Here is a 19,465-nt window from a genome sequence, read left to right on the forward strand (position 1 = left end):
TTTCGCCGATTCTTTTTGACAATTTCTATCCATTCACATGCTACACCGCCTAAAATAACCAGGCGGTGTTTTTTATTTTATGATGTATAGATCTTATCACCATATGAAAATAAAACGTTGAATTCAAGAGTACTTTTTGTCCTTAAAGCTTATTGTTTGCTAAAATAAAGGTAAGATAAGAAGAGAGCGAAATGGAGGAACATGAATGACACAAAAACTAGTATTAATTGACGGGAATAGTATTGCCTACCGTGCATTTTTTGCTTTGCCGCTTTTAAACAATGATAAAGGAATACATACAAATGCCATATACGGCTTTACTACAATGCTGACACGTATTTTAGAGGAAGAGAAGCCAACGCATTTACTGGTGGCTTTTGATGCAGGGAAAACAACGTTTCGTCACAAAACATTTACAGAATATAAAGGAGGCAGACAAAAGACGCCTCCTGAACTTTCAGAGCAGTTTCCCTTTATTCGTGAGTTATTAGATGCATATGGAATTAAGCGCTATGAACTGCCTGAGTACGAAGCAGATGATATTATCGGTACACTTTCAAAACAAGCAGAACAAAAAGGAATGGCCGTGAAAGTCATTTCCGGTGATAAAGATTTACTTCAGCTTGTGTCAGAGCATGTAACCGTAGATATTACGAGAAAAGGAATTACGGATGTGGATTCCTATACGCCTGCAGCCATTGATGAAAAATATGGAATCACGGCTGCGCAAATCATTGATATGAAGGGTCTTATGGGAGACAGCTCAGATAATATCCCAGGTGTGCCTGGAGTTGGAGAAAAAACAGCCTTAAAGCTATTAAAAGAGTTTGAAACCGTTGAAAATGTATTGCAATCTATCGATCAAGTCAGCGGTAAAAAATTAAAAGAAAAGCTAGAAGATAATCGTGAATCAGCCATCATGAGTAAAAAGCTTGCAACTATTTATTGCGAAGCGCCTCTTGAAGTATCTGTAGAAGATGCGAAATATGACGGGTTTGAATCTTCAAAGGTCATCTCTTTATTTAAAGAGCTTGGGTTTAATTCTCTGCTTGCTAAATTTGGTGAATCAGCAGAAGAGGAAGCAGATTTTGAAGAACTGACGTTTGAAATAGTGCAGGAAGTTCACGATGATATGTTAACAAGCGAAGCAGCTCTGATCGTAGAAGGTTATGAAGAAAACTATCATCACAATCAGCTGCTCGGTTTTGGAATCAGCAACAAAAACGGCCACTATTTTATTGATAAAGACACAGCTCTTTCATCTCCCAAGTTTACAGCATGGCTAGAAGATGAAGATGTAAAAAAGACGGTATTTAATGGAAAACGTACGATTGTATCGTTAAAATGGGCGGGGCATGAAATTAAAGGAATTGAACATGATGTAATGATTGCTTCTTACATCTTAAATCCCGCTGAAGCAAATGATGACCTAGCGACAATTGCAAAATTAAAAGGATATCATCAAGTGCAATCAGATGAAGCGGTGTATGGAAAAGGAGCTAAGCGAAGCATTGCGGAAGCTGCTCAGCTAGCTGAGCATGTTATAAGAAAAGCAGCCGCCGTAGCTTATTTAAAAGAAGTGTTGGAAAAAGAATTGGTTGAAAATGAACAGTTTGAGCTGTTTGAAAAGCTTGAAATGCCTCTTGCCATTGTCCTTGCCGATATGGAATATCAAGGGGTGAAAATTGATCGGGCGCGTTTGGATGAAATGGGCGAAGATCTTCGAGAACAGCTTGAAAAAATTGAAGCGAAAATCTACGAATACGCTGGACAAGAATTCAATATTAATTCACCAAAGCAGCTAGGAGTTGTTCTTTTTGAAAAAATGCAGCTTCCAGTCATAAAGAAAACAAAAACAGGCTATTCCACATCAGCTGATGTATTAGAGCAATTAGCTAGCGCCCATGATATTATCCCAGAGATTTTACAATACCGTCAGCTAGGAAAATTACAGTCTACGTATATCGAAGGGTTAAAAAAGGTTATTCATGAAAGCGATGGAAAAGTTCATACCCGCTTTAATCAAACGTTAACTCAAACGGGAAGGTTAAGCTCAGTAGATCCTAACTTGCAAAACATCCCGATTCGTCTTGAAGAAGGTAAAAAAATAAGAGGTGCGTTCGTGCCTTCACAGCCTGATTGGTTAATATTTGCGGCGGATTATTCACAAATTGAGCTGCGCGTACTGGCTCATATTGCAAATGATGAAAAGCTAATTGATGCGTTTAAGCATGACTTAGATATTCATACGAAAACAGCGATGGATGTGTTCCACGTCGAAAGAGAAGAAGTAACGTCGAATATGCGCCGTCAGGCTAAAGCAGTTAATTTTGGAATCGTCTATGGCATCAGTGATTACGGTTTATCGCAAAGTTTAGGAATTACAAGAAAAGCAGCGGCTACTTTTATTGAACGCTATTTAAAAAGCTTCCCGGGTGTACAGGAGTATATGGATACGATTGTGCGCGATGCAAAAGAAAAGGGATACGTAACAACGCTCTTGCACCGCCGCCGTTACTTGTCTGAAATCACGAGCCGAAACTTTAACCTCCGCAGCTTCGCTGAGCGTACAGCTATGAATACGCCTATTCAAGGGACAGCAGCTGACATTATTAAAAAAGCAATGATTGAAATGGATAAGCGCTTAAAAGATGAAAATCTTCAGGCTAAGCTGCTGCTTCAAGTACACGATGAGCTGATTTTTGAAGCCCCAGAAGAAGAAATTAAAATTTTAGAGAAAATCGTACCACAAGTAATGGAGCATGCTTTAGAGCTAGAAGTTCCGTTGAAAGTAGATTATTCTTACGGAAAGACTTGGTACGAAGCAAAGTAGTGGAAAAAGGATGTGACAAACGTGCCAGAATTACCAGAAGTTGAGACCGTCAGACGTACGTTGATTGAATTAGCCAGTGGTAAGACCATTGAGCGTGTAACCGTTAAATGGCCTAATATTATCAAACGTCCTGAGCAAGTTGAGCAGTTTTGTGACGCGCTTGTTGGACAAACCATTCGAGATGTTGAACGCAGAGGTAAGTTTTTGAAAATTGTACTCGATGATTATACGATGGTTTCTCATCTGCGTATGGAAGGAAAATATGCTCTCCATGAAAATGCAGACGAACCAGATAAGCATGTACACGTCTTTTTTCACTTCACCGACGGAACAGAATTACGATACCGGGATGTAAGGAAATTTGGTACCATGCACTTATTTAAAAAGGGAGAGGAAGATCTGTTTCCTCCTCTTATTGGCCTTGGACCTGAACCGTTTGACGAAACATTTAATCCAAGTCAGTTAAAAATGCGAATCGGCAAAACCTCTCGAAAAATCAAGCCGGTTTTACTCGATCAAAATGTCGTGGTTGGGCTAGGGAATATTTATGTAGATGAAGCACTATTTCGCGCAGGGATTCACCCTGAACGAGTGGCCAGCCAATTAACAGACGAAGAGTATGAAAAATTGTACGAAGAAATTGTAGCGACCCTTCAAGAAGCGGTGAAACAAGGGGGAAGCACAATTCGCACGTATGTAAACACACAGGGGCAAATAGGCATGTTTCAGCAGCAGCTTTACGTGTACGGAAGAAAAGGCGAATCCTGTAAAATTTGCGGTACCCCAATTGAAAAATTTGTTGTAGGCGGTAGAGGAACACATATCTGCCCAAATTGTCAGCCGGCTAAAAAATAACAATGGATGGGCTCCTTTCATATACTACGTATAGACAGAAGGGAAAGGAGTCCTCTCATCATGATAACATTTTCTTTACTTATTCTTGCTTTTGCCGTAAGTCTTGACAGCTTTAGCGTTGGCCTGACATACGGACTTCGAAAGGTGAAAATCCCGCTGAAATCCATTTTTATTATTTCATGTTGCTCAGCATTTTCTTTAATGTTTTCTATGTTTTTAGGAAAGGTACTTACGCATCTATTTTCAGTGGATGTACTAAATAAAGTAGGCGGAGGTATTCTTGTTCTACTTGGAATGTGGATTTTATACCAGTTTTTTTGTCCGGCAGATTCATCTCGAGTGAAAGAAGAAAAAACATTAGTGAAAATTGAAATTAAGTCAATTGGCTTAGTCATTAACGTATTGAAAAAACCAACGGCAGCAGATTTAGATAATTCAGGTTCCATCACTGGGATTGAAGCATTTATACTTGGAATTGCATTATCTCTTGATGCATTTGGAGCAGGGTTTGGAGCAGCTTTATTAGGTTATTCGCCGTATGCTTTAGCAATTGCTGTAGCTCTTATGAGTTCACTTTTTTTAAGTGCTGGCATACAGTTTGGCAAAGTTTTTTCACGTTTATCATGGATGAAAATGTTTTCCTTTTTACCGGGAGTTCTGCTTATTATTTTAGGTATTTTTAGATTTTAAATAAAGCGATAAAGGAGAGGCCAATGTCAATTGTAATTGGATTAACGGGCGGAATTGCTAGTGGAAAAAGTACGGTAACCGGAATGCTGAGAGATATTAATATTCCAGTAATCGATGCTGACCACATTGCAAAAGAAGTCGTCGAACCAGGAAAAGAAGCATATAACCAAATTGTAGAGACGTTCGGCCGTGCCATTCTTCACGAAAATGCGGAGATCAATCGAGCGGCTTTAGGGGGAATTGTGTTTTCTCAAGAGGAAGAACGTAGAAAGTTGAATGCAATTGTACACCCTGCGGTAAGAAAAGAAATGCTTTCTCAAAAGGAAAGGTATATCGAGGAAGGATATGATGCTGTGGTATTAGATATTCCGCTGCTGTTTGAAAGTGATTTGACGCATTTAGTCGATAAAGTAGTGGTTGTATATGTCGATGAGCCTGTGCAGCTAGAAAGGTTAAAATCTCGTAATGATCTCTCGACGAAAGATGCCTATGCACGTATCCACGCACAGCTGCCTTTGATTCAAAAAGTAGCCTTAGCCGATGCGGTGATCAATAACAACGGACCTGTAGAGGAAACAAAACAACAGCTTTTAAGTATATTAGCCCTATGGCTAGATTAAAGAGGCTGAGATAAACGTATGTTAGCTGAAGGGAAATCCGAACGAGCTTGATTCTTGAGGTAGAATCAAGCTCGTTCGGATTTTTTTATTGAGAATATTTACGAGCTTCTAAAAAAGAATGTGTTAAATATCTGTTCTCGCTATATACATATAGTAAAACTTAATTAAAATAATTTATTAAAAAAAATTAATATTATTCACTTTTTAAATATTTATGTTATACTATTCAATATAAAAAGTTAAATAGTATAACACATATAGAGAGGGGTATAGCCATGAAAGCACGTATTGCCATTAATGGTTTTGGGAGAATAGGAAGAATGGTTTTTCGCACAGCGATTATAGAGGAGAATTTAGATATTATTGCTATAAATGCATCTTATCCAGCAGAAACATTAGCACATTTAATCAAATATGACTCTATACACGGACCATTTAATGGAGATGTTAAATGTGATGATGATGCGCTAATTGTTAACGGTAAAAGAATCCAGCTATTAAATTCACGCGATCCGCTGAATTTGCCTTGGAAAGAGCTTGGGATTGATTTAGTTGTTGAAGCAACAGGGAAATTTAATTCAAGAGAAAAAGCGCAGTTACATATTGAAGCAGGTGCTAAAAAAGTTGTCTTAACGGCACCGGGTAAACAAGAAGATATTACTATTGTGATGGGCGTAAACGAACGAGAGTTTGATGTGAATCAGCATAACATTATCTCTAATGCCTCTTGTACGACAAATTGTCTAGCTCCAGTTGTCAAGGTGTTAGACGAAGCGTTCACAATTGAAAACGGTTTAATGACGACCGTTCACGCATATACAAATGATCAAAAGAATATTGATAACCCGCATAAAGACTTGCGAAGAGCCCGTGCGTGTGCTCAATCAATTATTCCTACAACAACTGGAGCAGCCAAGGCGCTTTCATTAGTTCTTCCTCATTTAAAAGGAAAGCTTCATGGAATGGCGCTGCGCGTTCCTACGCCGAACGTATCGCTTGTCGATTTAGTTGTGGATGTAAGGAAACCTGTGACGATGGAAGATGTTAATCTAGCGTTCATTAAAGCTGCTGAAGGACCATTAAAGAATATTTTAAATTTAACAATGGAACCACTCGTATCAATTGACTTTAATACAAATCCTCATTCAGCGATTGTAGATGGACTATCGACTATCGTAATGGAAGATCATAAAATTAAAGTGTTAGCTTGGTACGATAACGAGTGGGGCTACTCTCAGCGCGTAGTCGATTTGGTAAGATATATTGCTGCAGAAATGCGTAATGGATCAAAGATAAGAGTAAGCTAAGAAAGCTATAGATTGCTTTTTTAAAAAAACAGGGAGCTATCGCCCTGTTTTTTTTGTTTTTATTCAAAAGAATAGGGAAAAGCAATAAGATAATCATGCAAAGGAGTGTTTCTTTTCCTCAATTTTAATAAAAAAATGAATAGTCGTTTAGCAGCTTTTACACACTGTCTCACGAGAATACAGGGGTAATTTGTATAGGTCTATCTGCGGGAACAATCTTTAATAAAATCAAAACACGTATTGCAAAATAAATGTAAACAAAGTATACTATGTTTCGTGAACTTCTTGTGTACCTTTCGGTGATGTGGCTACTTAAAGGGTTAGGACCTCTTTGGACTAACTTTCCCCCGTGGTAGTTAACATGCTATATGGCGAAAGAACTTCATGTTTAACGATTAAAAATTGTTAAAGGGGGAAATATCATTATGGAAACAATGGGTCGTCATGTCATCTCAGAATTATGGGGATGCGATTTCGATAAGTTAAATGATATTGATTATATTGAAAAAACGTTTGTTGATGCAGCTTTAAAATCTGGTGCGGAAGTTCGCGAAGTAGCGTTCCATAAATTTGCACCTCAAGGTGTAAGTGGCGTTGTTATTATTTCAGAATCACATTTAACGATTCACAGCTTCCCAGAGCATGGTTATGCAAGTATCGATGTTTATACTTGTGGTCATTTAGATCCTACAATCGCAGCAGATTATATTGCAGATGCTCTAAGTGCACAGACACGTGAAACAATTGAATTACCACGTGGAATGGGTCCTGTTCAGGTAAAACAAACTAAAGCGAATGCACTTTAATAGTGTCGATTGATTACGTAAGTTAAGAGGTGTATTACACACCTCTTTTTAGTATATAAATTTTTAATATGCAAAAACAAAGGGGATAACAACATGGGGGTAGTACAAGTAGTTAAATCTTTATTTTCTAATCATGTAGAAACAAGCGATCGTCATTCAGATCCGACTCTAAAAACGCATTATTACAAAACAACGGCTGGGAATGCATTTAAGCAAGTTCATGAAATGTTGAAGCATATGCAAGGGATAGAGATACTTGCTGCGTATGAAGAGCGAGGAGAAATTAGCTTAAACGTTGTAAAAGGAAGAAAAGCTTTTGTTGTGATTACCATTATTAGCGTACGTCCTCTTGAAACCGCTATCGATTTTTCTGCTACAACAGAGTCAAAAGTGGTGCCAGTTGATTTTGGTTTTAGCAAAGAACTTGTACGTACGCTTTATAAGAGCTTTGATCAAAAACTTATTCCTCTTTCTTCGTAAGTTCCTTATCATTTTTGAATTTCAGGAAATAAAATGGGGAAATTCCTTTTCCTTTACTTGTATTCAAGCCTTGTTTTCTATAAGATGGAATAAAGTAAATCCTTTAATATAGCATCGTGTTTGATAAAGGAAATGATGATGACAATCATAATAAATGGCGAATAGCCGGCTAACATAGATGAAAATTAACTTATATGAGAGAAAATAAAAAGAAAAACAAGGTTTATTATTGGAGCTGAGAATATGAAGTGCCCATCCTGTCATTACAATGGAACGAGAGTGCTGGACTCGCGCCCTGTAGAAGAAGGCCGCTCTATTCGTAGAAGACGTGAATGCGAAGAGTGTCACTATCGTTTTACAACTTTTGAGAAAGTAGAAGAACTTCCGTTAATTGTTGTAAAAAAAGATGGAGCGAGAGAAGAGTTCAGCAAAGACAAAATCCTTCGAGGGTTAATTAAGGCGTGTGAAAAACGCCAAGTAAGCTTAAAACAACTGGAAGATACCGTACACGATATTGAAACAGAGCTGCGCAGTCAGGGTACATCAGAGGTGCAGTCAGATGTGGTAGGAGAAATGGTGATGGAGCGATTAGCTGCTATCGATGAAGTCTCTTATGTTCGATTTGCTTCGGTATACCGACAATTTAAAGACATCAATGTATTTATTGATGAATTAAAAGATTTAATTAAGAAGGAACGACTGTAAAAGAGCTATTGAAGTATTCTTTAGGCTCTTTTTTTGTCATTTCTATTACTTTAAAAGTAGGTAGGGAACGACATGAAAGAACAACATTGGAAAGAAATGATACCGGTCGATCGTTATGTTGTTCGTTCGAGCGGCATACTGCAGGAATACGACCGAAAGATTTTAACAATGCTCTATCAGCCGTTGGTGGGTACGACGTGTTTTGGTTTGTATATGACGCTATGGAGCGAGCTGGAACAAGATCGTTTATGGGGAAAAGAGTCTACGCATCATCACCTAATGTCAATGATGCAAATTAATTTGAAAGCTATTTACCATGAGCGGTTAAAATTAGAAGGTATTGGTTTGTTAAAAACATATATTAAGGAAGAAGATGATGTTCGTGTGTTCATTTATGAGCTCATTCCTCCTCTTACGCCCCATCAGTTCTTTAACGATGGCGTGTTAAATGTATATTTATATAACCGACTAGGAAAATCCATCTTTCAAAAAATAAAAAATTATTTTTCGGATTCACTCGTGGATGATCAATCGTTCAAAGATGTGACGCATTCATTTAACGATGTATTTAAATCAGTTAAAGCAACGGAGCTGGCTCCAAGTTTTCAGTCTGAAAGCAAGGATGTATTTTCTCCTGATGCTCAAACGGACTTTATAGATTCTTCAAACCGTGCTTCTATTGAGATGAGCCCGGATTCCTTTGATTTTGATTTATTTTTAGCAGGCCTAACAGATTCAATGATTTCGAAAAGGTCCATTACATCTAAAGTAAAACAAGCGATTGAAAAGTTAGCTTTTTTATATGGCATTGATCCTCTTCAAATGAAAAATGTAGTGCTCGATTCGCTAAATGAGAATGATCAAGTTGATATTGAATTGCTTAGAAAAGCAGCACAGTCCTTTTACCAATTTGAAAATGGAGAAGCACTTCCCAATCTAAGCGAACAAATTCAGCCTCCTATGCTTCGTACCATGCAGGAAAAGCAGCCTCAGACTAAGGAAGAGCAGCTCATTCAACAGCTAGAAGTCACCTCTCCTCGACAGCTATTGATCGAGTTTTCAGGGGGGGCAGAGCCATCAAAAGCAGATTTGCAAATGATTGAAGAAGTGATGTTTAATCAAAAGCTTTCACCAGGGGTAGTAAATGTTCTGATTTACTATGTTATGCTAAGGTCCGATATGAAATTATCTAAGAGCTATGTAGAGAAAATTGCTGGACACTGGGCGCGCAAAAAGGTACAAACTGTTCAAGATGCCATGAATTTAGCTAAAAATGAACAGAAAGAATATCAGAACTGGACCGAGGCAAAGCAAAATAAAAAAACGGCCGGACGAAAAATTGTGCGTAAAGAAATGGTGCCAGAGTGGTTGAGCGATGAAGAAAAAGAAGAGAAAAAGCAGCCTTCAAAAGAAGTGGATGGATTTGAAGAAGAAAAACGAAAGCTACAAGAAGAGCTCAAGCAGTTAGATCAAGAGCTAAAACAAAAGCATAAAGAATAAAAAGCAGGTATGATAGAGATGAGGTGAAAAAGATGAAGCCTATCAATGATTCACTAAATCAGTTAGTGAACAAAAAGGATTTTAAAGCACGTTTAGAAGCATTAAGAAACAGTATTCTGTCTAATCCCGAAGTTAAAACGTTTCTGCAAGAGCATCGCCATGAGTTAGATGAGCAAATGGTCGACCGAGGCTTGATGAAGATGCATGAATTTATCGATCAGAGCAAATGCTGTGACAAATGCCCTTCTCTGCAAAGCTGTGTCAATATGGTGAAGGGGTATCACCCTCAGCTGGTTGTAAAAGGCCGTAATATTGATTTACAGTATGAACGCTGTCCTAGAAAAGTACAAGAAGATGAGCGAAAAGAACAAGAATCTTTTATTCAGTGTATGTACGTGCCCAAAGAAATTTTACAGGCAACGATGTCTGATATTGAAATTGAGCAGGGAAGATTTGAAGCCATTAAATTAGTAAGAGATTTTGTGCGAGAATATGAGCCAAATAAGAAAATGAAAGCTTTATATTTACACGGTTCGTTTGGTGTGGGGAAGACGTATTTTCTTGGAGCAATTGCCAATGCGTTAGCCGAAAAGAAAGTGAAATCTACGATTCTGTATGTCCCGGAGTTTTTGCGTGAGTTAAAAGGTTCGTTTCAAGATCAAAGCTTCAATGAGAAAATAGAGTATGTCAAAAAAGTACCGGTTCTTATGCTTGATGATCTCGGAGCAGAATCTGTAACGAGCTGGATGCGAGACGATGTGCTCGGAACCATTTTACAATTCCGCATGCTCGAAAATTTGCCGACATTTTTCAGCTCGAATTTAAATTTTAAAGAGCTTCAACATCATTTGACTTATACCCAACGAGGCGAGCAGGAAGAGCTCAAAGCCGCTCGTGTCATGGAACGAATTAAGTCTCTAGCCATTCCCGTTGAAATGAATGGAGAGAATAAACGAAATAGATGAGCAGGTCGTTTTACATTTCTTGTAACGACTTGCTCATTTTTTTGCATGTTGCCCCATATACATTAATAAAGCGTGTCCAAAGGGGGGCTATGAGGAATGAAAATATTCTTTAAATATGTAGAAGACGCAGTCATTGTATATGAGTCTTTATGCGCGAAGCGAAGCGCTTTATCATATGGTTCACAGTGCTTGAAGTTGGTGAATAATCAGCTTTTAGTTATTGATGAGACATACAATCGAGAGGCCATTTTACAAGACATGGTGATACCGGTATTAACGCACGTGATTTTAAAAAAGAAAGAAAAAAAGATGATGGTAAACATATTAAAAGAACAATTTTTCTATTCAGAAGAGGAAGAACAAGATTTGCTGCTTCAAATTATGGGGGGGATTATGGAAGGAGAGAGAGGCGAAATTCCGCAAAAAACATTTTCCCTTCCAAGAGAATTACTTATCCGCCAGGCTCTTCAAGACTTCTTCATTCATAATGTAACATTCACCTTTGAGTCTTTTCTCCAATTCCGTTTAAAAGAATATCAAGAGCGGCTGCGCTATTATGCTGAGCTGGCGATTGATGAATATAAGCTTGAACAAGACTATCAAATTCTTATTCATCAGCTGCGTCAAGCAGCTAATGAAAGACAGTCATCTACAGGCGATGTGTATGTAATGCATTTGAATAAAAACAAGTTTGTATTGTACGACCAAAGCAGTAGATATGTTCCGGAGCGTGAATGTGCAGCCCTAGCAGAGGCCTTTCTATCTGAACAAGAATCAGTATACATAGACTCAACTATCATCGCGCCTTTGCTGAGTTTATCTCCAGCTGCTATTCATCTGTATAGCGACCAGCATGATCATGATTTTGTTTATACCATTCAAAATATTTTTCAAGAAAAAGTGATGTTATACGAAAAAAATGAATTTCCGTTTGATCAAAAGCAAAATATAACGTGAAAGGTTGATTTCTATTTTGAAAATGAATATAATAAATGCATATTGAAAAACAGCTATATGTCACAAGTTATGATGAGGACATGAGTGTATATTTACGGTTTATAGAGAGGGAGATCTAGGCTGAAAATCTCCTAACACGGAATATATTCTTACCACCTCTAAACTTCAGTAGTAAACGAGCAGCGTCTCTAGTAATTACTGACGGAATTTCCGTTATAAAACCTCGAGCCGCTTCGGGTTATTTGGGTTATCCAAGATACGAAGAGGAAACAAGGGTGGTACCGCGTGTATACACAACTCGTCCCTTTTTATAAGGGACGAGTTTTTTGTTTTTACAAAAAGTTTATTAGTTATGTTAAAGGAGTGGAAAGTTGTGTCAGAAGTAATCAAAATGACATTTCCTGATGGAGCTGTTAAAGAGTATCCAAAAGGATCATCAACAGAAGATATTGCGGCTTCTATTAGCCCGGGATTAAAGAAAAAAGCATTAGCAGGTAAAGTAAACAGCGAGCTGCTGGATTTACGTACGCCAATCGAACAAGATGGCAGTCTTGAAATCATTACGCAAGATGCTCCTGAAGCGCTTGAAATTATGCGCCATAGTACAGCGCATTTAATGGCTCAAGCAATCAAACGTTTATACAAAGATGTAAAAGTACAGCTAGGTGTAGGCCCGGTTATCGAAAATGGGTTTTACTATGACATCGATATGGAAGAATCAATTACTCCTGAAGATTTAGGTAGAATTGAAAAAGAAATGAAAAAAATCGTTAATTCAAATATTGAAATTGAACGAAAAGAAGTTTCTCGTGAAGAAGCCATTCAACTTTTTAAAGAAGTTGGCGATGAACTAAAGCTTGAATTGATCGATGCGATTCCAGCAGGTGAAAAGGTGACGATTTACCAACAAGGCGAATTCTTTGATCTTTGCCGAGGTGTGCACGTGCCGTCAACAGGTAAAATTAAAGAGTTTAAACTATTAAGCGTAGCAGGTGCTTATTGGCGCGGAGACAGCGACAATCAAATGCTGCAGCGTATTTACGGTACAGCATTCTTTACAAAAGCAGATTTAGACGAGCATCTTCGTCTTCTTGAAGAAGCAAAAGAACGTGACCACCGTAAACTTGGTAAAGAGTTAAACTTATTTACAAATTCTCAAAAAGTAGGACAAGGTCTGCCTTTATGGCTTCCAAAAGGTGCGACGATCCGCCGTATTATCGAGCGTTATATCGTAGATAAAGAAGTAAGCCTTGGTTATCAGCACGTTTACACGCCGGTGCTTGGAAGTGTAGAACTTTACAAAACGTCTGGTCACTGGGAGCACTATCAAGATGACATGTTCCCTGCAATGGAAATGGATAACGAAGACCTGGTTCTTCGTCCAATGAACTGTCCTCATCACATGATGGTGTACAAACAAGGTATTCACAGCTATCGTGAGCTTCCAATCCGTATTGCTGAACTTGGAACAATGCACCGCTACGAAATGTCAGGAGCATTATCAGGACTTCAGCGCGTTCGAGGCATGACGTTAAATGATGCACATATCTTTGTACGTCCCGATCAAATCAAAGAAGAATTTATTCGTGTGGTTCGCTTAGTTGAAGCGGTTTATAAAGATTTTGGATTTGAAAATTATTCATTCCGTCTATCTTATCGTGATCCTGAAGATACAGAAAAATACTTCGATGATGATGCAATGTGGGAAAAAGCACAAAGCATGTTAAAAGATGCAATGGATGAGCTTGACCTTGATTATTATGAAGCTGAAGGCGAAGCGGCATTCTACGGTCCAAAACTAGATGTTCAAGTTAAAACAGCTCTTGGTAAAGAAGAGACGCTATCTACGGTTCAATTGGATTTCTTACTTCCTGAACGCTTTGATTTAACGTATGTAGGGGAAGACGGAAAACAGCATCGACCTGTTGTTATTCACCGCGGCGTGGTGTCAACAATGGAACGTTTTGTAGCTTTCTTAATCGAAGAATACAAAGGAGCTTTCCCAACGTGGTTAGCACCTGTACAAGTTCAAGTGATTCCGGTATCACCTACGGTTCACCTTGAGTATGCAAAAGAAGTGCAAGAACAGCTTCAGCTTGCGGGTATTCGCGTGGAACTTGATTCTCGCGATGAGAAAATTGGCTATAAAATCCGTGAGGCTCAAATGCAAAAAATTCCTTACATGCTTGTTGTAGGGGATAAAGAAGTAGAAGATAAAGCAGTAAACGTACGTAAATATGGTGAGCAGAATTCAGAAACAGTGGATTTCCAAGCCTTTTTACAAAATGTAAAAGCAGAAGCATCTCGTTAATGAAAAAAGCAGAGAATTGAAATTCTCTGCTTTTTTATCTAACATTTATAAAAAACTGTTGCATAAATGGTTTTCCTTTGATACAATAACTTTTGTTGTGAAAAAAGAACGAAATCATTGACTTTTGTCTTTGTTGATACTATAATAGCTTAAGTAATTGAATACTTGTTTATACAGAAGAAGAAGCACCCGCTTCTCACCTGAGTGACGCATAAAGCAGTTAGCAGGTACATCGTATCTTAATTAAAACGATAGAAGTGTGGGTGCAGTATGTACTCACACTTTTTTGTGTGAGTTAATAATCGGTCTAAGCAAGCGTATTCGCTCATTAAACCTTGGAGGTGGCTACTTATTAGCAAGGACATGATGGTAAACGAGGGCATTCGAGCTCGCGAAGTTCGTCTAATTGATCAAAATGGTGAACAATTAGGAATTAAATCAAAAAATGAAGCATTAGAAATTGCTTCACGAGTAAATCTTGACTTAGTAATGGTTGCTGCAAATGCGAAACCGCCGGTATGTCGTATTATGGACTACGGTAAATTCCGCTATGAGCAACAACGTAAAGAAAGAGAAGCTCGTAAAAACCAAAAAGTTGTAAACTTAAAAGAAGTTCGTTTAAGTCCAACAATTGATGAACATGATTTTAACACTAAACTTCGTAACGCACGCAAGTTCCTTGAAAAAGGTGACAAAGTGAAAGCGTCTATTCGCTTTAAAGGTCGTGCCATTACTCATAAAGGGATTGGCCAAAAAGTACTTGAACGTTTTTCACAAGCTTGCGAAGATGTAAGTTCAGTTGAATCGGCTCCTAAAATGGAAGGCCGCAGCATGTTCTTAGTCTTGGCACCTAAAAACGAAAAGTAATAGAACGAGGAGGAACACCCCATGCCAAAAATGAAAACACATCGTGGCGCTGCAAAGCGTTTCAAAAAGACTGGAAGCGGTAAATTAAAACGTGCTCGTGCTTACACAAGCCATTTATTCGCTAACAAATCTACAAAACAAAAGCGTAAATTACGTAAAGGTTCTTTAGTAAGCAAAGGTGACTTCAAACGTATCCGTCACTTATTAGATAACATTAAGTAATTTGGGTTGAGATAGAAACAATACAGGAGGTAAACAATTATGCCACGCGTAAAAGGCGGTACAGTAACACGCAAACGTCGTAAAAAAGTTTTAAAATTAGCTAAAGGTTTCTTCGGTTCGAAGCATAGATTATATAAAGTTGCTAATCAGCAAGTTATGAAATCTCACATGTATGCTTATCGTGACCGTCGTCAGAAAAAACGTGACTTCCGTAAATTATGGATCACACGTATTAATGCAGCTGCTCGTATGAACGGTCTTTCTTACAGCCGTTTAATGCACGGTTTAAAATTAGCAGGTATTGAAGTTAACCGCAAAATGCTTGCTGACTTAGCTGTAGCTGATGAAAAAGCATTTGCTGAATTAGCAACTGCTGCTAAAAAAGGCTTAGATAAGTAATGAATATAAAGTCTCGTCATCTTTAGATGATGAGGCTTTTTTGCTATCGGAGGACATATCATGAATGAACTGCTGCTTACCTATTTTATTGTTATTAACATAGTAGGGATAGGAATGATGTATAGAGATAAACAAAAAGCGAAAAGACATGAATGGAGAATTGCCGAAAGCACACTGTGGACGGTAGCTGCTATCGGAGGAGCCATTGGAGGACTGATTGGTATGTATTGCTATCGTCATAAAACGAAGCACACATCGTTTACAGTAGGTTTTCCTATTCTTGCCGCTCTTGATTTACTTTTCTTTTTTGTTATCAGCTGAGCACAAATGATTTTGTGCTCAGTGTAAAAATTCTCGAACGGGGCTTTTCCAGCGAATAGGAGCATTTGGATACATGTTGTGTACGTGATTTTCCAGCAGCTTGAAATCTTGTTTTTGCAGTTCATGCAATCGAGATGGATCTGTTAACACCATTGTAATCGACAAAGACTCTGGTTCATTGGGATTGCGGTATTTTTCTCCTTCAAATAAAATACCTTTATACGTTAGTAGAAAATTTTTGCGGATATTCGTTTTTTCGTCAACGACAAAAAATTGCTGATGTTCCTGAGCTGCTACAAGCTTCCGCTTTGGACTGCGAAAATGCTGAACCAGCTTTAATAGTGTGTAAGCAACAAGCGCGAAAATGAACACGCGAACGATAACAATAACAAACATAACGCTCCCTCCTTTACAAGGCACAGTTTTCTTACTTTACGTTTCAGTCTCTAAAAAGTTTCACGATTTTTGATATAATTTCTTTATTGGTTTAAAAAGAAGAAGATATACATAATTACAGGAGTGATTACATTGAATTTACAACAGCTATTTACCATGCAGCGCCAGCTGGATCAGCATATAGAGGACAAGCATCAGCTTCATAAGGAAGACTTGGTTCCAAGAAAACTTTTAGCTCTGCTTGTTGAAATGGGAGAGCTGGCAAACGAAACGCGCTGCTTCAAATTTTGGAGCGTTAAACCTCCGGCTGAAGATGCTGTTATTTTAGAAGAATTTGTGGACGGCGTACATTTCATTCTTTCTTTAGGTATTGAAAAAGGATACGATGATTTAACTGAGCTGCCAAAAGTAAAAGCAGCTGGTTCAAAAACAGCACAATTTTTACAGGTATTTGCACAAGTTTCTGCTTTCGAGCAGGACCTGTCAAAAGAAAACTATGTGAACATGTTTGCATCTTACATGACGCTTGGCGATATGTTTGGTTTTTCTGCTGAACATATTGAAGAGGCGTACATGTCAAAAAATGAAGTGAATTTTAAACGCCAAGAACAAGGATACTAGAAATAAAGGGATGGGAAATTTTACTTCAACCTCTTTTTAGCTATAATAGAGGTATACATATGAAAGGGGTAATCCATATGACAAAGTTAGATGAAACATTGACGATGCTTAAAGCACTAACAGATGCAAAAGGAATTCCTGGAAATGAGCGTGAACCGCGTGAGGTTATGAAGAAATATATTGCACCTTATGCAGATGAAGTAACGACGGATGGGCTAGGCAGTTTGATTGCAAAAAAAGTAGGCAACGAACAAGGGCCTAAAATTATGGTAGCCGGTCACTTGGATGAAGTTGGTTTTATGGTGACTCAAATTGATGAACGCGGCTTTATTCGTTTTCAAACGGTAGGCGGATGGTGGTCTCAAGTTATGCTTGCTCAACGCGTAACCATCGTGACATCTAAAGGAGAGGTAACGGGGATTATTGGCTCAAAGCCACCTCATATCTTGCCTCCAGAAGTTCGCAAAAAGCCAGTTGACATTAAAGATATGTTCATCGATATTGGTGCTTCTAGCAGAGAAGAAGTAGCGGAGTGGGGAGTAAAACCTGGTGATCAGGTTGTACCTTATTTCGAATTTACGGTTATGAACAATGAAAAGATGCTGCTAGCGAAAGCCTGGGATAACCGTATTGGTTGTGCAATCGCTATCGATGTATTAAAAGCTTTAAAAAATGAAAAACATGAAAATGTTGTGTATGGTGTAGGAACGGTGCAAGAAGAAGTTGGACTCCGAGGTGCAAAAACATCTGCTAACTTTATTGAACCGGATATTGCATTTGCTGTTGATGTCGGTATCGCTGGAGATACACCTGGTGTTTCTGATAAAGAAGCCTCTTCTAAAATGGGGCAGGGTCCGCAAATCATTTTATATGATGCTTCCATGGTCTCTCATAAAGGACTTCGAGATACAGTGGTAGATGTGGCAGATGAATTAAATATTCCGTATCAATTTGATGCAATTGCTGGAGGCGGTACGGACTCGGGTTCTATCCATATTTCAGCTAACGGGGTGCCAGCACTTTCGATTACAATTGCAACTCGTTATATCCATTCTCATGCAGCAATGCTTCATCGTGATGATTATGAAAACGCAGTTAAATTAATTGCGGAAGTCATTAAGCGCTTAGACCGAGATACGGTTAACGCCATTACGTATAATTGAAAAAAGCTCATTCTCCTAGGAGAATGAGCTTTTTGTTGTACATAGGAAAAGGTTATTTATTTTAAACCGTTTTCAAGCGTTGTCAGAATTTCTTCTTTTTCTGATTCCGGAGACTTTTCCCAAAGCACTTCAAATAAAACACCAAGTCCAGGGAGCATTTTTTCTTCACCGCTTTGAATAGCGTCAGAAATTGTAGCCTCAAGCTCTTCTTTTGAGTTTCCTGAAACGTTTGCAATAACAGCATTTCGTAAATTAAGATCCATCATTTTCACCTCAGCTATCGTAAAGTTACCAATAGTTTTTGTTTTCTTTGCGATTTCTATGTACAATAAAGTGAAACTTATCTAATGATTATTGAACAAAATGTAATCGAACTATTTATTTTTGTATAGATAAAGGAGTTATGTTTGTGAAACAAATTGATTCAGTTAAAAATCCGCAGGTAAAAGCGTGGAAAAAACTGCATAATAAAAAAGACCGTGATAAGCAGGGCCTTTTTATGGTAGAAGGCTTTCATTTAGTCGAAGAGGCTATCAAAAATAAGGATTGCGTAAAGGAACTAATTATACGCGAATCGACCGAAGTGCCCGCACAGTGGGATATAGACGGTATCGAAATAATCGTTGTAAACGAAGCAATTAGTAAGTTATTATCTGACACAGAAACACCTCAAGGAATTATTGCCGTGTGTTTTCAAACAAAGCATGCGGAAATTATTCATACAGCACAGAAAGTATTGCTTTTAGATGCCGTGCAAGATCCAGGTAACCTAGGCACCATTATCCGAACCGCTGATGCTGCGGGAGTGGAGGCTATTATCATTGGAGAGGGCAGCGTGGATGTGTACAACCCAAAAGTCGTTCGTTCAACGCAAGGAGCTATTTTTCACCTTCCAATTGTAAAAGGCGATTTACTCGAAATAATTTCATTGTTAAAAGAAAGAGGAATAGCAGTTTACGGCACGTCGTTACAAAATGGAAAGGTCTACACACACGTAAAACCTTCAAACGAATTTGCGCTGATTGTGGGAAATGAAGGAAATGGCGTAAGTGAGAAAGTGTTGGAACAAACGGATCAGAATCTGTACATTCCCATCTATGGAAAGAGCGAGTCGTTAAATGTTGCCATCGCTTCTGGAATCTTACTTTATTATTTACGCGGAATGTAGTTGCATCGAGAACGTGTTTTCACTATAATAATACAATAGTTACATATGTAAAAAACGATGAAAGAGAGCAGTAGCTTATGTCCGTTTATGCAGGGAGAAAATGCCGTGACTGAAAGCATTTTTATAAATGTAATAAGTGAATTCACCTCTTGAGTTGACACTTAGACCATCTTACATAGATGTAAAGGTGTTCCGGAGATTCCGTTAACTTGAATGAAGTGAACTGTATACGTCTGTGTATATAGTTAACAAGGGTGGTAACGCGACTAATCCTCGTCC

21 protein-coding genes and 3 other annotated features (1 of these 24 only partly in view) are annotated in these 19,465 nt (G+C 38.3%); of the genes, 19 read left to right on the plus strand and 2 right to left on the minus strand.

The genetic code is table 11. The features are described from left to right. Window positions 1-205 precede the first annotated feature (205 nt). The 16 genes from polA to ACH0CI_RS00760 all read left to right on the plus strand — a co-directional run bounded on the left by polA (window position 206) and on the right by ACH0CI_RS00760 (window position 15,838). Window positions 206-2,833 carry a DNA polymerase I gene (polA, locus tag ACH0CI_RS00685; RefSeq protein WP_335707174.1) on the plus strand — a complete coding sequence of 876 codons (2,628 nt, stop codon included), beginning with the start codon at window positions 206-208 and terminating at the stop codon, window positions 2,831-2,833. Window positions 2,834-2,854: 21 nt separating this feature from the next. Beyond that, the gene (gene mutM / locus ACH0CI_RS00690; protein WP_028411775.1) at window positions 2,855-3,688 is read left to right on the plus strand and encodes a DNA-formamidopyrimidine glycosylase; all 834 of its coding nucleotides are present in this window, start codon (window positions 2,855-2,857) and stop codon (window positions 3,686-3,688) included. 60 nt (window positions 3,689-3,748) lie between these two features. Beyond that, window positions 3,749-4,378, plus strand: a complete 630-nt coding sequence (gene ytaF / locus ACH0CI_RS00695; protein ID WP_033579623.1) for a sporulation membrane protein YtaF — start codon at window positions 3,749-3,751, stop codon at window positions 4,376-4,378. A gap of 23 nt (window positions 4,379-4,401) precedes the next feature. Continuing rightward, on the plus strand, window positions 4,402-4,998 hold the full coding sequence (coaE, locus tag ACH0CI_RS00700) for a dephospho-CoA kinase (protein WP_325074917.1): 597 nt from the start codon (window positions 4,402-4,404) through the stop codon (window positions 4,996-4,998). A gap of 275 nt (window positions 4,999-5,273) precedes the next feature. Beyond that, window positions 5,274-6,305: a glyceraldehyde-3-phosphate dehydrogenase gene (locus tag ACH0CI_RS00705; RefSeq protein WP_013059435.1), complete on the plus strand. Its 1,032-nt coding sequence runs from the start codon at window positions 5,274-5,276 to the stop codon at window positions 6,303-6,305. Window positions 6,306-6,730: 425 nt separating this feature from the next. Next, on the plus strand, window positions 6,731-7,111 hold the full coding sequence (gene speD, locus ACH0CI_RS00710) for an adenosylmethionine decarboxylase (RefSeq protein ID WP_013059434.1): 381 nt from the start codon (window positions 6,731-6,733) through the stop codon (window positions 7,109-7,111). Between the two features lie 93 nt (window positions 7,112-7,204). Then, on the plus strand, window positions 7,205-7,591 hold the full coding sequence (locus tag ACH0CI_RS00715) for a hypothetical protein (protein ID WP_028411774.1): 387 nt from the start codon (window positions 7,205-7,207) through the stop codon (window positions 7,589-7,591). A 243-nt stretch (window positions 7,592-7,834) separates the two neighbouring features. Further along, the gene (nrdR, locus tag ACH0CI_RS00720; protein ID WP_013059432.1) at window positions 7,835-8,296 is read left to right on the plus strand and encodes a transcriptional regulator NrdR; all 462 of its coding nucleotides are present in this window, start codon (window positions 7,835-7,837) and stop codon (window positions 8,294-8,296) included. Window positions 8,297-8,368: 72 nt separating this feature from the next. Next, window positions 8,369-9,796: a replication initiation and membrane attachment family protein gene (locus ACH0CI_RS00725; RefSeq protein WP_033579625.1), complete on the plus strand. Its 1,428-nt coding sequence runs from the start codon at window positions 8,369-8,371 to the stop codon at window positions 9,794-9,796. Between the two features lie 32 nt (window positions 9,797-9,828). Beyond that, window positions 9,829-10,761 (plus strand): primosomal protein DnaI, encoded by a 933-nt coding sequence (dnaI, locus tag ACH0CI_RS00730; protein WP_013059430.1) that lies wholly within the window; start codon window positions 9,829-9,831, stop codon window positions 10,759-10,761. Between the two features lie 96 nt (window positions 10,762-10,857). Beyond that, window positions 10,858-11,718 carry a sporulation protein YtxC gene (gene ytxC, locus ACH0CI_RS00735; protein WP_028411772.1) on the plus strand — a complete coding sequence of 287 codons (861 nt, stop codon included), beginning with the start codon at window positions 10,858-10,860 and terminating at the stop codon, window positions 11,716-11,718. Window positions 11,719-11,778: 60 nt separating this feature from the next. Then, window positions 11,779-12,027 (plus strand) — a binding site (T-box leader). Between the two features lie 43 nt (window positions 12,028-12,070). Then, complete coding sequence (thrS, locus tag ACH0CI_RS00740; RefSeq protein ID WP_406900768.1) at window positions 12,071-14,029, plus strand: threonine--tRNA ligase; 1,959 nt, start codon at window positions 12,071-12,073, stop codon at window positions 14,027-14,029. A gap of 171 nt (window positions 14,030-14,200) precedes the next feature. Continuing rightward, window positions 14,201-14,323, plus strand: a sequence feature (ribosomal protein L20 leader region). A 69-nt stretch (window positions 14,324-14,392) separates the two neighbouring features. Then, window positions 14,393-14,896, plus strand: a complete 504-nt coding sequence (gene infC / locus ACH0CI_RS00745) for a translation initiation factor IF-3 (RefSeq protein ID WP_013059427.1) — start codon at window positions 14,393-14,395, stop codon at window positions 14,894-14,896. A gap of 21 nt (window positions 14,897-14,917) precedes the next feature. After that, complete coding sequence (gene rpmI, locus ACH0CI_RS00750; protein ID WP_013059426.1) at window positions 14,918-15,118, plus strand: 50S ribosomal protein L35; 201 nt, start codon at window positions 14,918-14,920, stop codon at window positions 15,116-15,118. Window positions 15,119-15,157: 39 nt separating this feature from the next. Beyond that, on the plus strand, window positions 15,158-15,517 hold the full coding sequence (gene rplT, locus ACH0CI_RS00755) for a 50S ribosomal protein L20 (RefSeq protein ID WP_013059425.1): 360 nt from the start codon (window positions 15,158-15,160) through the stop codon (window positions 15,515-15,517). A gap of 60 nt (window positions 15,518-15,577) precedes the next feature. Next, the gene (locus ACH0CI_RS00760; protein WP_406900769.1) at window positions 15,578-15,838 is read left to right on the plus strand and encodes a DUF1294 domain-containing protein; all 261 of its coding nucleotides are present in this window, start codon (window positions 15,578-15,580) and stop codon (window positions 15,836-15,838) included. Between the two features lie 18 nt (window positions 15,839-15,856). Here ACH0CI_RS00760 and ACH0CI_RS00765 read toward each other — a convergent pair whose 3' ends face one another. Next, window positions 15,857-16,234, minus strand: coding sequence for a hypothetical protein (locus ACH0CI_RS00765; RefSeq protein WP_406900770.1), 378 nt, complete (start codon window positions 16,232-16,234; stop codon window positions 15,857-15,859). A 132-nt stretch (window positions 16,235-16,366) separates the two neighbouring features. Between ACH0CI_RS00765 and ACH0CI_RS00770 the strand changes: the two genes are divergently transcribed. Beyond that, a complete protein-coding gene (locus tag ACH0CI_RS00770) occupies window positions 16,367-16,855 on the plus strand; it encodes a dUTP diphosphatase (protein WP_176343387.1) in 489 nt (162 codons plus the stop codon). Between the two features lie 77 nt (window positions 16,856-16,932). Continuing rightward, window positions 16,933-18,018 carry a M42 family metallopeptidase gene (locus ACH0CI_RS00775; protein ID WP_028411767.1) on the plus strand — a complete coding sequence of 362 codons (1,086 nt, stop codon included), beginning with the start codon at window positions 16,933-16,935 and terminating at the stop codon, window positions 18,016-18,018. 56 nt (window positions 18,019-18,074) lie between these two features. Here ACH0CI_RS00775 and sspI read toward each other — a convergent pair whose 3' ends face one another. Continuing rightward, window positions 18,075-18,281: a small acid-soluble spore protein SspI gene (gene sspI / locus ACH0CI_RS00780; RefSeq protein WP_013059420.1), complete on the minus strand. Its 207-nt coding sequence runs from the start codon at window positions 18,279-18,281 to the stop codon at window positions 18,075-18,077. A 140-nt stretch (window positions 18,282-18,421) separates the two neighbouring features. Here sspI and ACH0CI_RS00785 point away from each other — a divergent pair, with 140 nt between their 5' ends. After that, window positions 18,422-19,186, plus strand: coding sequence for a TrmH family RNA methyltransferase (locus ACH0CI_RS00785; protein ID WP_176343388.1), 765 nt, complete (start codon window positions 18,422-18,424; stop codon window positions 19,184-19,186). A gap of 48 nt (window positions 19,187-19,234) precedes the next feature. Then, window positions 19,235-19,465: a binding site (T-box leader), on the plus strand; it runs 5 nt beyond the window's last position.

It is taken from the genome of Priestia sp. 179-F W1.4 NHS (assembly GCF_045369295.1).
Classification (GTDB): Bacteria; Bacillota; Bacilli; order Bacillales; family Bacillaceae_H; genus Priestia; species Priestia zanthoxyli.

Bases quoted from the DNA above. Each gene is read 5' to 3' on its own strand.
- rpmI (WP_013059426.1), top strand. From the start codon at position 14,918: ATGCCAAAAATGAAAACACATCGTGGCGCTGCAAAGCGTTTCAAAAAG.
- dnaI (WP_013059430.1), top strand. From the start codon at position 9,829: ATGAAGCCTATCAATGATTCACTAAATCAGTTAGTGAACAAAAAGGAT.
- coaE (WP_325074917.1), top strand. From the start codon at position 4,402: ATGTCAATTGTAATTGGATTAACGGGCGGAATTGCTAGTGGAAAAAGT.
- thrS (WP_406900768.1), top strand. From the start codon at position 12,071: ATGTTAAAGGAGTGGAAAGTTGTGTCAGAAGTAATCAAAATGACATTT.
- ytxC (WP_028411772.1), top strand. From the start codon at position 10,858: ATGAAAATATTCTTTAAATATGTAGAAGACGCAGTCATTGTATATGAG.
- nrdR (WP_013059432.1), top strand. From the start codon at position 7,835: ATGAAGTGCCCATCCTGTCATTACAATGGAACGAGAGTGCTGGACTCG.
- ACH0CI_RS00775 (WP_028411767.1), top strand. From the start codon at position 16,933: ATGACAAAGTTAGATGAAACATTGACGATGCTTAAAGCACTAACAGAT.
- infC (WP_013059427.1), top strand. From the start codon at position 14,393: ATGATGGTAAACGAGGGCATTCGAGCTCGCGAAGTTCGTCTAATTGAT.
- ACH0CI_RS00765 (WP_406900770.1), bottom strand. From the start codon at position 16,234: ATGTTTGTTATTGTTATCGTTCGCGTGTTCATTTTCGCGCTTGTTGCT.
- ACH0CI_RS00760 (WP_406900769.1), top strand. From the start codon at position 15,578: ATGAATGAACTGCTGCTTACCTATTTTATTGTTATTAACATAGTAGGG.
- ytaF (WP_033579623.1), top strand. From the start codon at position 3,749: ATGATAACATTTTCTTTACTTATTCTTGCTTTTGCCGTAAGTCTTGAC.
- ACH0CI_RS00705 (WP_013059435.1), top strand. From the start codon at position 5,274: ATGAAAGCACGTATTGCCATTAATGGTTTTGGGAGAATAGGAAGAATG.
- sspI (WP_013059420.1), bottom strand. From the start codon at position 18,281: ATGGATCTTAATTTACGAAATGCTGTTATTGCAAACGTTTCAGGAAAC.
- rplT (WP_013059425.1), top strand. From the start codon at position 15,158: ATGCCACGCGTAAAAGGCGGTACAGTAACACGCAAACGTCGTAAAAAA.
- ACH0CI_RS00715 (WP_028411774.1), top strand. From the start codon at position 7,205: ATGGGGGTAGTACAAGTAGTTAAATCTTTATTTTCTAATCATGTAGAA.
- polA (WP_335707174.1), top strand. From the start codon at position 206: ATGACACAAAAACTAGTATTAATTGACGGGAATAGTATTGCCTACCGT.
- ACH0CI_RS00785 (WP_176343388.1), top strand. From the start codon at position 18,422: ATGTTTGTGAAACAAATTGATTCAGTTAAAAATCCGCAGGTAAAAGCG.
- speD (WP_013059434.1), top strand. From the start codon at position 6,731: ATGGAAACAATGGGTCGTCATGTCATCTCAGAATTATGGGGATGCGAT.
- ACH0CI_RS00725 (WP_033579625.1), top strand. From the start codon at position 8,369: ATGAAAGAACAACATTGGAAAGAAATGATACCGGTCGATCGTTATGTT.